At 35.7% G+C, this 12,368-nt stretch carries 16 protein-coding genes; 13 read left to right on the top strand and 3 right to left on the bottom strand.

The annotated features are described in order from the left end of the window. The first annotated feature begins 59 nt into the window (after window positions 1-59). From ACO0U8_RS03810 to ACO0U8_RS03785, 6 genes are all read left to right on the top strand, one after another. Complete coding sequence (locus tag ACO0U8_RS03810) at window positions 60-1,763, top strand: recombinase zinc beta ribbon domain-containing protein (protein WP_421670333.1); 1,704 nt, start codon at window positions 60-62, stop codon at window positions 1,761-1,763. 526 nt (window positions 1,764-2,289) lie between these two features. Then, on the top strand, window positions 2,290-2,430 hold the full coding sequence (locus ACO0U8_RS03805; RefSeq protein WP_421670332.1) for a hypothetical protein: 141 nt from the start codon (window positions 2,290-2,292) through the stop codon (window positions 2,428-2,430). A gap of 47 nt (window positions 2,431-2,477) precedes the next feature. Further along, window positions 2,478-3,044: an HNH endonuclease gene (locus ACO0U8_RS03800; protein ID WP_421670331.1), complete on the top strand. Its 567-nt coding sequence runs from the start codon at window positions 2,478-2,480 to the stop codon at window positions 3,042-3,044. 60 nt (window positions 3,045-3,104) lie between these two features. After that, window positions 3,105-3,563 carry a hypothetical protein gene (locus ACO0U8_RS03795; RefSeq protein WP_421670330.1) on the top strand — a complete coding sequence of 153 codons (459 nt, stop codon included), beginning with the start codon at window positions 3,105-3,107 and terminating at the stop codon, window positions 3,561-3,563. Window positions 3,564-4,926: 1,363 nt separating this feature from the next. Next, a complete protein-coding gene (locus ACO0U8_RS03790) occupies window positions 4,927-5,265 on the top strand; it encodes a hypothetical protein (RefSeq protein WP_421670329.1) in 339 nt (112 codons plus the stop codon). Continuing rightward, window positions 5,265-5,582, top strand: coding sequence for a hypothetical protein (locus tag ACO0U8_RS03785; protein ID WP_421670328.1), 318 nt, complete (start codon window positions 5,265-5,267; stop codon window positions 5,580-5,582). The genes ACO0U8_RS03790 and ACO0U8_RS03785 overlap by 1 nt, the downstream gene beginning before the upstream one ends. Here ACO0U8_RS03785 and ACO0U8_RS03780 read toward each other — a convergent pair. Together ACO0U8_RS03780 and ACO0U8_RS03775 are read right to left on the bottom strand one after the other, a co-directional pair. Further along, window positions 5,569-6,303, bottom strand: a complete 735-nt coding sequence (locus ACO0U8_RS03780; RefSeq protein WP_421670327.1) for a hypothetical protein — start codon at window positions 6,301-6,303, stop codon at window positions 5,569-5,571. The two genes, ACO0U8_RS03785 and ACO0U8_RS03780, sit on opposite strands and share 14 nt — an antisense overlap. Window positions 6,304-6,378: 75 nt before the next feature. Beyond that, window positions 6,379-6,690 carry a hypothetical protein gene (locus tag ACO0U8_RS03775; protein WP_421670326.1) on the bottom strand — a complete coding sequence of 104 codons (312 nt, stop codon included), beginning with the start codon at window positions 6,688-6,690 and terminating at the stop codon, window positions 6,379-6,381. A gap of 226 nt (window positions 6,691-6,916) precedes the next feature. On the opposite strand from ACO0U8_RS03775, the gene ACO0U8_RS03770 reads away from it, so the two are divergent. The 5 genes from ACO0U8_RS03770 (at window position 6,917) to ACO0U8_RS03750 (ending at window position 9,077) form a co-directional block, all read left to right on the top strand. Next, complete coding sequence (locus ACO0U8_RS03770) at window positions 6,917-7,609, top strand: EAL domain-containing protein (protein WP_421670325.1); 693 nt, start codon at window positions 6,917-6,919, stop codon at window positions 7,607-7,609. A 32-nt stretch (window positions 7,610-7,641) separates the two neighbouring features. Further along, complete coding sequence (locus tag ACO0U8_RS03765) at window positions 7,642-8,013, top strand: hypothetical protein (protein WP_421670324.1); 372 nt, start codon at window positions 7,642-7,644, stop codon at window positions 8,011-8,013. An 8-nt stretch (window positions 8,014-8,021) separates the two neighbouring features. After that, a complete protein-coding gene (locus tag ACO0U8_RS03760; RefSeq protein WP_421670323.1) occupies window positions 8,022-8,315 on the top strand; it encodes a hypothetical protein in 294 nt (97 codons plus the stop codon). 9 nt (window positions 8,316-8,324) lie between these two features. Continuing rightward, a complete protein-coding gene (locus ACO0U8_RS03755; protein ID WP_421670322.1) occupies window positions 8,325-8,618 on the top strand; it encodes a hypothetical protein in 294 nt (97 codons plus the stop codon). Between the two features lie 78 nt (window positions 8,619-8,696). Next, window positions 8,697-9,077, top strand: a complete 381-nt coding sequence (locus ACO0U8_RS03750; protein WP_421670321.1) for a hypothetical protein — start codon at window positions 8,697-8,699, stop codon at window positions 9,075-9,077. Window positions 9,078-9,337: 260 nt separating this feature from the next. Here ACO0U8_RS03750 and ACO0U8_RS03745 read toward each other — a convergent pair whose 3' ends face one another. Continuing rightward, window positions 9,338-9,898 (bottom strand): hypothetical protein, encoded by a 561-nt coding sequence (locus ACO0U8_RS03745; RefSeq protein WP_421670320.1) that lies wholly within the window; start codon window positions 9,896-9,898, stop codon window positions 9,338-9,340. Between the two features lie 82 nt (window positions 9,899-9,980). Between ACO0U8_RS03745 and ACO0U8_RS03740 the strand changes: the two genes are divergently transcribed. After that, a complete protein-coding gene (locus ACO0U8_RS03740) occupies window positions 9,981-10,532 on the top strand; it encodes a hypothetical protein (protein WP_421670319.1) in 552 nt (183 codons plus the stop codon). A gap of 16 nt (window positions 10,533-10,548) precedes the next feature. Then, window positions 10,549-12,360: a terminase gpA endonuclease subunit gene (locus ACO0U8_RS03735; RefSeq protein ID WP_421670318.1), complete on the top strand. Its 1,812-nt coding sequence runs from the start codon at window positions 10,549-10,551 to the stop codon at window positions 12,358-12,360. The last annotated feature ends 8 nt before the right edge of the window (window positions 12,361-12,368 follow it).

Below are 12,368 nucleotides of genomic sequence, written 5' to 3'. Positions count from 1 at the left end.
CCTGTGATCATTTTGTATGATTAGTGAAGGATAGACCAAGTTTGTCGAGGGTAAAAAAAATGGCGATAAAAAAAATTAAGTCTTATTTATACACTCGTATCAGTAGCTTGCAGCAGCAAGCGGGTTATGGGATTGAGCGTCAGATTAACACTGTAATGGATTTTCTTTCTGAAGCGTCCCTGCCCGCTGGCTTGGGTTATGAGCTTGATCCAAATGACTACGAATTGCTTGAAAGTGATTTAGGGAAGTCAGCATATAAGGGACACAACTTCACTAAGGGGGAACTCGGACGTTTCAAAGAAAAGGTAGTTAAAGGTGAAATTACCGAAGGGATTTTACTAATCGAGAACGTTGATAGGTTTTCCAGATTACCTGACTACGAGGCTATCGAACATTTTAATGCTTTGATCAAACGTGGTATTGACGTGCTTGAGGTTGAAAGCGGGCAAGTATTCAGTACAAAACTTGATGGAACACTTTCTAAGCTTGCTGTTTCAATTGAAAGGTCACATCAAGAGAGTAAACGTAAAGCCCGATTGACGACACGTAATTGGGAAAAGATGAAAAGAAACGCCCTTGAAACAGGGAAGGCATTGAAAAATAATTGCCCTAACTGGTTATCTATTAGGGATGAACAATATGAAATAGATGAATCAATGGTAGCGACAATGAAAGTAGCCTTTAAACGTTTTGCGGAAGGTTATAGTGCTGCTTCTGTTGTGCGGTTTATGAATGATAGTAATCAGCTGATCAACGATCGAAAATGGAACACTATGAGCATCTATCATATGTTCCGTAATCGTCGTTTGATTGGATATATTGATAAAGTAAAATATTACCCCGCAGTTATTGAATTAGAATTGTTCAACCGCGTTCAAAGCATGATTGGCAGTTCTAATAAAAGTCAGAAGACCACCCAACATCAGAGAAGTATTTTTAACGGTATAACGAAATGTGCACTTTGTGGATCAGGGATGATTGTTCATTCTACAGGGAAGGGTATTCTGTATCTTCGATGTATTGGGGAGCGTAGCCAGAATGGTTGCAAGAATGGATTAATAAGGTATCCTGTTGTTGAGAGGATATTACTGAATCATATTAATAAATTAGATCTATCGAGAATTTATAATTCAGGAAATGATGTAAGTGTTATTGGAGAACTACATAATAAATTAGCATCACATAATCATTCAATACAGGAATATCAATCAGAATTGGAAGGTGCTGATGATATTGTTGTGTTGCAATTAGCTCGAGTACTAAAAAAACTAAATGCAGAACGTGATGAATTAGCATCTAAGATTGCTGGACACAATCTTACCAGTTATGAAAAAGTAGATTATGATATTGAATCAATAGTGAATCAAGAGAACTGTGAGTTGAGGCAGAAAGCTAATATAGAATTAAAAAAAATAATAAAACAAATTCAAGTGCAAAGACGGGGTGATGAAAAAGTACTCTACCTTATAAATATTCACTACTACACTGATGTTCTAAAACACGTACTTGTTATGAATAATAGTGGTAGCTTGATTAGTGAGATAACTATAACCGAAAAAGAAAATGAACGTATCTATCAAGTTAGAGAAGATGGTGAAACCGTGTTCAAAGTAGAGTCAGATGGAGATGCATGGGTATTAAATGCAAGTAGAAACAAAAAAATTGATGATCTACTCACCTACATAAACGTGATGATGGTAGGAAGAGAGCCAGAGGGATTTGTATACCAACTAAATGAAGATCAGATTGAATGGATTGATTGAAAAATTTTTATTGAGGTTTATATCTATCTCTTTAAGAAGTCAGTACTACTAAGCGTATGAAGGTAAGTCAGATTCAGTACCTACAAAACTTACTGATTATGAAATCGAATTAGTGAAAATGATTAATCCCCATTTCTAAAGATAATTACTAAATACTATCATAGATGAACAGGGAGGTTCTTATGATAGGTTGGATAGTAACGACAATAGTATTACTTATAGGGTGGATAGTACTAATACTTGGTTTACTTCCGTATGTGTTTATATGTTTCTTGGTAGTGTTATTTCTTTCAGTAGTTGCAGAATTCATATTTAATATCTTAACGGTATTCTCTGGAGATAATAAATAAAATAGAAGAAAAATGAAACGTGTCAAGATTTTTTGCTATAATCTTGGGGCGAAATGCAGTTTATACGATATAATAGAAAAAATAATTTCCAAAATCCTCCTTTTGAAAAACGTCTGCGATATGGCGTTTTTATTTGGTCGAAATTTATGGGAATTTGTTTAACAAAAGGATCTAAAATGAAAGATAAAAAAACTATATCGGTAGGAATAAGACTTACCGAAGCACAAGATAAATTCTTACAGAAGAAAGTAGATGATGGGGAGGTGAAAAGTAAAAGTGCGGCAATACAAGAAATAATTAACAAGGCAATGATTTAAAAACTACTATCACGGATTGATAGTAAATTACAAAAAAAGGATTTTCTATGTTAGATAATAAAAAATGGTTATGGACTGGTACAGAAGAATATTACGTTTCTGAATTCGGTGATATTTATAATAAGAAGTATGAAAGATACATTAGTACACCAGTGAATGTAGAAACAGGATATAAGTACTTTTCTATGGGAGGTAAATCAAGAAATGTTCACGAAGTAGTATGCACTACTTTTCACGGTGTTAAATCACATCCAGATTTAACGGTTGAACATCGCAATAGGATTAAGACTGATAACCACCGTGATAACTTAATGTGGGCTACGCAATCACAAAACAATAATAATAGAGTACATAAAGGTACTAAAGCACCACTACTAACCAATCATGAATATATGCTTTTGATCAATGAATATGCCACAGGTAAACACTCTTTGAAGGGTATCAGGGATTGGGCAAACGTTCAATTCAATAGATATTCTGAAAAAATGGTTTACTGTAAAATTATGTTAGGCAAAAGTTATACTAAGTGGTTCTGTGATTTACCATCAGAGCTAAGAAAGAAAATACGAGAAATTACCAAATCTAATACAACTAACTTCACTAAGAAGAACTAAGGAACTATGGGTAGTGTTATGAGGATTTCACAACCCGTTTTTAAGAAAGGAAATTATTATATGAAAGCAAGTAATGACGAATTTAAAGCCATTCAAGGTGGCTTTAGTAACTATAAGAAAGATCTAACGATCGAAGCAAAAAGACTAATCACCGATACGATTAGTGAAGCAATGAAGAGTAGTAATAAAAATTACTCTGCGGCAAAGGTGTACTATGTCGTGTATAACGCAGCTACTCTAAATTTCGACGGCGTGAAGTACTGGCTACAACGCTACTACGCTACACACAGGGCGGAAGAACTACCACAGGACGCAACTATACGTAAGTACGTTACAGTAGTGAAGAAAGTCGCTACATCACTTGTAGACGCTCACACGCAGGGTATAAAGCTATTCAAGGAAGCCGAGGAAGGGAAGCACTATATGAATGAAGAACAACAGTATCAGATTGCACACTTGATGGATGAAGGTATGGCAATGGAAGATATTATTGAAGAAATAAAAAAAATGATGTTGTAAAAACGAGAACGATTGGTTCTTGTCTGGGGCGTTTGGTTCTCGTTTTGAATATTTTGATAACCAGAAAGTGCATAAAATATGCATAAATCAGGTATTTTATGCTATTTTAGTGCATGGTATAGGTATTTTATGCACGGTTCATGCGGTTCATTTCAAAACGAGAACTTATATAATATAACCCATACCCATTACTTTTATGTATACGAGACTTACATATTTTCAGTCTCATAGAGCCTAACTCCCTTCGGTCGTCAGTCTCTGTAAAACCAACAATAAGATCATACTTGCGTTTTTGCCAGTCCCTTACGGGAAGTCAAAGAACGCCCGTTTTTTGGTCTTTCGACTACTGAAGAAGCGAAAGCAAATAAGTACTTACCCAATAGCAACTACTTCAAAGGGATTTGGCAAGTATTCGGAAGTCGCCAGCGAGACACCGTCACGCAGTCCTCCACGAGTTACTTTGAGAATTATCGGGCTATTGAAGCTCTGGTTGACCGGCAACCAAGACCTAATAGTTGAATTCCATGATGGTTAAACTCGAATAAATACCATTTACAAAATAGAGGGTTATAATACTAAGTGGTGTTTTGTGCTGAGTAGTGTAGTTCTAAATAGTATATTATTCTGAAAATAACAATAGAAAAGAAGAAAATATAACGAAAGGTTTGCCTGATGAAATGGGAATTAATGATAGGCCATCTAACATTTTTTTTCGTGAAAGTCAATATTCAATATTACTGCTTCGCACCCACAGGGGCAAATAATTCAACTTAAGATAATATAATATCAATCAGAATTAGATTCGTCAAATTTTCACTCCTCTATCTAACTTAAGTCAAATTGACGGGGTTCATTCCAGCCTTTAACATATCCCTTGTCCGGCATGTGCCGTGACATTTATCTAACTAATAACTAGGAGTAAAAAATGAATATTTCATGCCCACATTGCAATACAGAACATACTATAAATCTTGTTTCCGCGTATAAAATCGCTGGGCCGGGGGAGTATACTTACATATGCAATACTACCGGTTTACCTTATACAGTTGAAATAAGTACTCATAAAGAAACTAAAACACACTGCCCACATTGTAATGGAATACATTCACTTTTACCTGTTAGCAAAATGAAGAATGCGAATGGTGAGTTTCAATACATGTGTCCGACTGAAAACAAGTTTTATTGTACTAAGTAATAACATTTCAGATTTAGTCAATTACAATTGAAATCCAAGAATTAGATCATTCTAATTTCAGGTATTCTATTGCCTATACTATATAGCTAATATATGTGCTATGAGATGAAAAAATCCCCACCAGACTATAAAAGCTGGTGGGTAAATATACCAATTAAAGGAAATATTATGAATACACGTAACTATAAAATTGAAGCAAATGATACAGAGTTTCATTTTGCAGAAATCTTTAATACTGATGAAGATGGTAATATCATTGAGATAATACTAACTAGTCCAAGGATTTCGTATAAATGGCAACCCGAATGTTACACAATTAAAGCCATTGACAATTCTTTTGTAATTACAAATCAAGACGTCTTTGGCTTACGAGTAATTGGTGATGTTAACGATTACATTGTCATGGATGCAAAAACTAACAATAACTTCGAAGCAGAATTAAAAAGGTTTAAAGAGCAAACTGACCTACAAAGGGGTTTTTATCATTTTGTAAATGCACGTACTTAATGGGTTTAGATAAATACATAGAAGGGTTAGATATTCTAGCCCACTATGGAGTTTATGAAATGTTAAGAATAGAATATCAAACATACGATGATGGTACTTACTACTATCTCTATGTAACCAATTCAATCAGGATAGAAACAGATGGTGTCAATGGGTTTACACTAGAACTACGCGATGGCACAGTAAGAAAAATAGCAGATCCAGAAAAGTACTTAACCTTAGAAGATGATGAGTACTTTAATGAATCATTAATCAACGAGCACCTGGATACAGTGATCGAAGCGGTGAAAGTACTTTTTTCTATCAAAGGTTTTTAGAACCAACAATAAAAAGTTCATGAAGTGTTTTATTTGAATTATAGATATATTTTTTCCCCTCGCTGAAAACTTCGAATATTTTAGCAGTTATCATTGGAGAGGATTTTAATGATTTAAAAGATCTTTTTCTCATGAAATCAAATTCATCTTTTCTCAAGCCTTTTAAATCACAAACTGTAATTGATATATGAGTCATAATCATTTCAACTCTAATGAGCAAATTAGAGTTAACATTATTAAATATTTCGTTAGGATAACAATTGAATATTGCCATTATACGTAAATTATTAGTTATGTCATTAGTTGTGCTTGTTAAATTTAATTTAATGTTCTCTAGTTCCTCAATAAGATTATCTATCACCGATGGTATGTAGCAATTATCAATACTTAAGAATTTATTATCTATAATTTCGAATTTTGATTTCAATTCATCTAGTTGGTTAAAAAGTTGAATGTAATTTTTTGCTATCAATGTCTTTTGTATTTCGTATGAGTCATCTCTATACTTATTATCTTGCCATTTAGAATAGGCTATAATCGCCAAGCCTAATGTCAACAGGCTAGACAATGCACTTACAAAATCTGAAGTACTACCAAAATCCATATCATGCCCTTTATTAAAAGTAGGGAGGATTATAGCTATAAACACAGCTACTATCCCTATTAATAAATACTCAACCTTACGCATAGGCACCAAGCCCTTTAAATTGTTTTCTTGCATGATACACTAAAACCTCTGGTAGCTAGTACTCGCTCATGAATACGGGGCGTTGAAGTGGGCGAGTACTAGCTAACCTTAAAACGGTAACTCCCGCTGGTCTAAAGATCCATCTTCTTCATGCATTGCTAACAAATGTTTTTCTCTAGAAATAAATGACGTTCCAGCCAATACGCTATCAATCGGTTCGTTAAGGATCAGAGCATACATATTATGATACGTCCTTCCAAACCAAAATAGCCCATCTTCACGCTGAAAGAATACAATTTCACCGTCAACGATGTGATCCATACCAGTACCGAAGTATACAACCCTCATACTTTCCCTGTCATGAACAAAGTACTGAATACCGCTTTTCTGAAAGGGATCAAAACCATCTTTAATACCCATAGGCACCTCCACACAGTAGTACTGTGAATATATACAGTACTTTGTGTGGTGTCCAGCATCAAATTATTAGTATGATATCAATCAAGAAGTTAAATAAGTTTAGCCGATCGATTGGCACGATACGCAAGGTTTTATCAATAGATAATACCGATCATAAATGTATTATTGATCGGTAATAGCGATCAATGTATGGTTTCTAATACATATCACTGATGAAGAACACCAGATGCTAAAGCTATGCATTGCGGTAGAAACATATTCGATTGCCGAACCCATCACCAGTACTAAAGGAAAGCTGTTAGGCGTCGAGTTGCTTACAAGAATTGATACAGGCGGCATTACAGAAAGTGAATTCGATATGGAGTATTTCATAGCCAGGCTAACGGAGGATTCGAAGCGTTCACTTCTACTTAGCCAGCTTGAGGAAGTACAGGCAAAGGCACAGTTTTTCATTGAGTACAGATTGTTGTGCAGCATCAATATAGATTTCGATATGGCTCAGATCATCCTTAAGGATACTGAGGTAAGTACTCTACTTGGTGCGTTGCCATTCGTGAGACTTGAGATCTCGGAACGGTTCCCGAATCTGTCAGATGGTATGAAGAACCCACTATTGAAAGAACTCAGCCAACGTTACCCGCTATGGCTGGATGATCTTGGAGCTGGAAACGCAAATCTTGAAGCCCTTCAATCGGGGGTGTTTGAGTGCGTGAAGGTTGATAAAAGATTCTATTGGAACAACTGCAATTCTTTGATGTGGCCGATCATCATAAAAAACATAAGCCAGTACTGCGATCAAATCATTATCGAAGGTGTAGAGAATCAGCATCAACTTTCAAAGATAAGCCAAGGTATCACCGGCATACAGGGATATATATATAAATCAGTACCATTCTCAAAAGTAGAAACTTTGATCTAATACATCGAACAAATAAAATAAAAGGAAAAACTATGTTCAAGAAATTACTTATTGCCGCTCTATTACTCGTTACAACCGCCTGTACTTCACATCACGGCTTTATGGATAGGGCAGTAGTAGGTTATGTAGATGGAGGTTCACAGCCCGTTGTGATGTTCCCTGTAGGTGTTAGAAACGGCGTAATGCTATATAAACCACAGTTCAGTAGTGATTGCGGGAAAGTCTATAACAGTGACTATCAAGCAGACAACACTACGACTAATTGCTATGTCCGTGAATCACGTATCAATGGATTACATTCATACAATCAACATATTGGTAAAGATTCTGCCAGTACTGCCGATACTAACCCAGCAGGTTTAGAGGGTGCAAATTCCCCCTCACATATTCCCGATAACATCTAAGGACGGTTATGCGTACAGGTACTAAAATTTTGTTGGTAATAGTGGCGGTTGCTTGTTTCTATCAGTTCGTTGATAAGAGTCCATCCAAAAGGAAATCAGCAGAAACCCAACTATCAGAACAAGAACTACAGGATGCAAAAGACTTTGCTCAGGCATTGGTACAGCGTAATGCAAAGTGCGATAAGGTAACGGCGTTTAGTAATGCTAACTTTGCTGGTAGGGTAGATATCTGGTGTGATAATCAGAATCACTATGTGATCACTAAGCCTAATGAACGATGGATAGTTAAGGCTCAACAATAAGGACGTTATATGAATAAATTATTAGTAGTACTATCTTTGCTCACTGTATCGATGCAGGCGAACGCCACTCGTTATCTTTGTATCGTAGCTATGGAACGTGGACATTCATCATTCTTCGCTGACACTAACACTGCTAAGAAAGACCCGAAAGGATGGTTATTCCACGAAGTGTTGCCCAACGGTCAATATGTAAACTATGGTATTCTTAAAGACAGTGGGGAAGGTGGTATTGCATTCTATGACTCGAAGACTAAAGAGCAAATTGCTAAAGGTACATTAAGCTGCAAACCTACTGGCAAGTAATAATATCCCCACAGCCCACTACTCACAGTGGGCTTTTTGTTTCCTAAATACCCATATAGACAACACAGGGGTATTCATATGGAAATCTTCAAACACTATTCAAAGGGTACAGTCATTATAGATTCAGAAGGTAACTACACAGGTTACTATCCTGATCGTAATGAGAAGCTACTCAACATTCATATCAAGACTAATACAATCAACATATACATCTATGCTGATGCTATCGCTATCTACCATAAGAACCTTAGTATGGTGTATGAACATTCATTCAGGGTAGGACGTTGGCAGCACTCAATAGACGCACTACAAGAGTACAAGAATAATGAACGCAATATGTTATTACATATGGATAGTTCCCTACGTGAATTGGTATATCAGCACAGTGTGGAAGGTATGCCGATCAATGATTACTATTCACTTCAACTAATCAATACACATCGAGTGACGCGGGACTAAATACAGTCAGCACGACGACAATCATTATCCTCGTTGTATGCATTGTTTATGCACTTTAATGAATAACAGGGTAGTGCTGTAGTAATGGTACACACGCTAGATTGCATTTACGAGATAATTAAAATAATAATAAAATCACATAAGTGCATGAAATATATAGATATTTTGTAGGTTCCCCTACGATTTTAAAAGCAAAGCGAGTTTTCAGCCACGCATTATATTAAATATATATGCAAAAAAATGCATGGCCGCACCGCATTTCAGATTACAGCAAATCCTATTTTATTATTCTCACAAGAACAAACAAGATCTTCAGGACAATCACATAACTTTAAAACTTCATGATAACCATGATCCCATTCATTAACATAATTTTTAATTTTATCGATACTACGATCAGTGCAGTTTAAATGGAAGCCTACGCACCAAAAGGATCTTTGATCAATGATGCAGGACTTTATAGCACTAATTTTTTTAATGTCTCTTTCAAAACCGTTAATCAGGCTCTGTACATTCTTAGTACATTTCAATTCTAAAAAAATGTACGCATTATGTTTGGTTCTTTTCTTTCTAAAAGCCACGTCAATAAACATGTTATAACGATTCTTCAACTTTCTATTATCTGGAAATGCCACTATTTCTCTACTTACCCTTATACCTTCGATATTAGACATGTAATGCTGGATTTCAAATTGGAGCCATTTTTCCCAGTCGTTTATTTTATTCATACATATATAACGCAATTTAGCTTTAATCGTTTCATTTTTGATAAATTGATCCATGATAACTCTTACGGTAACTGCATCGGCTTTCAATGTCATAACTATTCCTTAATCATTCAAATCTCTATTAATGTATTATCGGCAATTTGTATAAATACTTTAATAGAAGAGGTATAAAAATATGATAAGTAATAGAGCATTAGCAAAGCAGTATGGTTACGATGAAAGTACCGTTAGACAGTGGATTGAAAAAGGGATGCCAATCGGTGAGAGTGTAGATGAATTAAAAACACGAAGTTGGATTGTTGAGAATATTTTAAATCCATTACGTAATACAGATATTAAAGAACAGATCGAACAAAAGCGACTTGAAAAGATCACAGCAGAAACTGCATTAACAGTTATTGAACTTGCCGAGAAAGAAGAAACGGTTATCAGTACTGAATATGTTGAGACAGTACTTACAGCATATCTTCACCAAATAAAAACATCTATTCGTTCTATTCCAAATAGAATCTATCTTGAATTATTTGCAATGACTGATGCTAAAGATGTACGCGATAGGATTAAAGATGAAATAGATAAAACATTATATGAGTTGGGTCAAATGGATTTTGAACAACTGCCAGAGGACACGGAAGTATTAGATGAAGACGAACAAACAGAAATTGAAGAGTCTATTATTAAAGATTCAGAAGACAATCCAGCCGCCGAAGATTCAGAAGATAAGTGATTACGTTCAGGAAGTAATGGTACTTCAGGATGGACCGAGTGCAGGACTTCCATTTATTCCATTTGAATTTCAGAAAGAACCAATGGATATAGCTCAGGAACGTAGTACTAAGAAAATAGTTATACAAGCATGTAGTCAACTTTTAAAAACGCAAGTAATGACGGCAATATCTATAAACACAATGGCTAACGATCCTAAGAACTTTGCATTCGCAAGTAGTTCAGCAGACGATATTAAAAAGTTTAAAACTGCAAAGTTTGAATCTGTAGTTGAAGCAAGTCCAGAACTAAAGAAACTTATAACAGATAAAGCAGATAAGAATGCTACCAACTCAGCAAAACAAACAGAACTAAAAAATGGTACTAACATATTCTGGCTTAACCTTAATACTCCAAACAATCTACGCGGATTAACATTAGCTACTATCCTATGTGATGAAATTTCAGGTGTAGAGATCGGGGCACAAGGTAATCCAATTAAATTAGCAGAAGCCCGTACAAGTACTTTCGGTGATGATGCATTAGTTGTACTTGCCAGTACTCCACTATTCAAGAATGATTTAATCAATGCTGAATTCAATCTAAGTGATCAAAGATATTGGTATATAATTCACAAGTGCGGGCATGAATATAAATTTGAATGGGAACAAGTTAAGTTCCAATTTAAACAAATTGATAAAGGCCGTGCTATCCCTGATTCAAAGACTGCTAAATTATTGTGTCCACACTGTAATGAACATATAGATGAACATACACGCCACCAGATGGTTAACGCTGGTCGATGGATTGCTACTAATCCAAACGGTGAGAAGGGTGTAGTGGGCTATCAGATCAGCCGTATGTATTCACCACTTAATACTATTGAAGAAATGGTAGGTAAGTACGCCGATGCCCTGTATTCATTCAACTTACAGACATTCTATAACAATGAATTAGGTGAAGTCTTTGAAGATGAGTACCAGAAAGAAGTAGATGTTATAGCATTGGAAAATACACGTGATGATACATTCAATATTCACAACTTACCCGAAGAAGCACTTGGTATTACTATTAGTGCAGACCAACAGTTAGACCGCTTGGAAGCTACTGTAATAGCATTTAGTGAAAAGGATGTATGGGTACTTGGTCATGAATTTTTTTACTCACACGATTGTACGAAGATTGAAGCACCGGCATGGAATGAACTTGATCAATTCTGTAGACAGTCGTTCAAGACAGTAACAGGGCGTGTACTACCTACGCTGGCGGTATTTGTCGATAGTAGTAATGGTAACGCAACAGATACGGTAAAACGCTTTACAGGCCGTTGGAGTAAGTATCACTCGATCAAGGGTTCAAGTAGTACTACATCCCCATTGTTCAAGAAGTCCACAGAAGCAGGTTACAAACTTCAAATACTCAACGTACATGAAATGAAATCAACCATCAGGCAATTACTAAACCATATGCTTAGTGATACACCTGAATTAGCACCTACTCGTTTACATTTCAGTAGTTCACTACCACACGATTACTTTGAACAGCTAACAGCCGAAGAACTAAAACCACGTGGTGGTAAATTGCAGTGGAGACTAAAGCAGGGACAGAAAAGAAATGAAGCATTGGACTGTTTAGTATATGCCTTGATTGCACGTGAATACTCAGTAAGTAAATTAGGTACATCACAACCATATAGAAAACTTCGTATGCATAAAGCTGAAACACGTGATGAAGTACAACCAACTTTAATAAATAAAGAAGAAACTAAACCATTACCAGTACAACAACCTACGAAGAAAGCAATATCAACGCGACAACCAAGGAAGGGAAATAACTGGTTCGGTAAATAAGGAAATAA

It is taken from the genome of Rahnella sp. EDr1-12, from assembly GCF_049206505.1.
GTDB lineage: Bacteria > Pseudomonadota > Gammaproteobacteria > Enterobacterales > Enterobacteriaceae > Rahnella > Rahnella rivi.
Note: the sequence above shows the minus strand (reverse complement) of the source record. Positions and strands in the feature narration are given on the sequence as shown.

What these genes read in the sequence shown, in the direction of transcription:
- ACO0U8_RS03810 (WP_421670333.1), top strand. Translation starts at nt 60, where the DNA reads ATGGCGATAAAAAAAATTAAGTCTTATTTATACACTCGTATCAGTAGC.
- ACO0U8_RS03805 (WP_421670332.1), top strand. Translation starts at nt 2,290, where the DNA reads ATGAAAGATAAAAAAACTATATCGGTAGGAATAAGACTTACCGAAGCA.
- ACO0U8_RS03800 (WP_421670331.1), top strand. Translation starts at nt 2,478, where the DNA reads ATGTTAGATAATAAAAAATGGTTATGGACTGGTACAGAAGAATATTAC.
- ACO0U8_RS03795 (WP_421670330.1), top strand. Translation starts at nt 3,105, where the DNA reads ATGAAAGCAAGTAATGACGAATTTAAAGCCATTCAAGGTGGCTTTAGT.
- ACO0U8_RS03790 (WP_421670329.1), top strand. Translation starts at nt 4,927, where the DNA reads ATGAATACACGTAACTATAAAATTGAAGCAAATGATACAGAGTTTCAT.
- ACO0U8_RS03785 (WP_421670328.1), top strand. Translation starts at nt 5,265, where the DNA reads ATGGGTTTAGATAAATACATAGAAGGGTTAGATATTCTAGCCCACTAT.
- ACO0U8_RS03780 (WP_421670327.1), bottom strand. Translation starts at nt 6,303, where the DNA reads ATGCAAGAAAACAATTTAAAGGGCTTGGTGCCTATGCGTAAGGTTGAG.
- ACO0U8_RS03775 (WP_421670326.1), bottom strand. Translation starts at nt 6,690, where the DNA reads ATGGGTATTAAAGATGGTTTTGATCCCTTTCAGAAAAGCGGTATTCAG.
- ACO0U8_RS03770 (WP_421670325.1), top strand. Translation starts at nt 6,917, where the DNA reads ATGCTAAAGCTATGCATTGCGGTAGAAACATATTCGATTGCCGAACCC.
- ACO0U8_RS03765 (WP_421670324.1), top strand. Translation starts at nt 7,642, where the DNA reads ATGTTCAAGAAATTACTTATTGCCGCTCTATTACTCGTTACAACCGCC.
- ACO0U8_RS03760 (WP_421670323.1), top strand. Translation starts at nt 8,022, where the DNA reads ATGCGTACAGGTACTAAAATTTTGTTGGTAATAGTGGCGGTTGCTTGT.
- ACO0U8_RS03755 (WP_421670322.1), top strand. Translation starts at nt 8,325, where the DNA reads ATGAATAAATTATTAGTAGTACTATCTTTGCTCACTGTATCGATGCAG.
- ACO0U8_RS03750 (WP_421670321.1), top strand. Translation starts at nt 8,697, where the DNA reads ATGGAAATCTTCAAACACTATTCAAAGGGTACAGTCATTATAGATTCA.
- ACO0U8_RS03745 (WP_421670320.1), bottom strand. Translation starts at nt 9,898, where the DNA reads ATGACATTGAAAGCCGATGCAGTTACCGTAAGAGTTATCATGGATCAA.
- ACO0U8_RS03740 (WP_421670319.1), top strand. Translation starts at nt 9,981, where the DNA reads ATGATAAGTAATAGAGCATTAGCAAAGCAGTATGGTTACGATGAAAGT.
- ACO0U8_RS03735 (WP_421670318.1), top strand. Translation starts at nt 10,549, where the DNA reads ATGGTACTTCAGGATGGACCGAGTGCAGGACTTCCATTTATTCCATTT.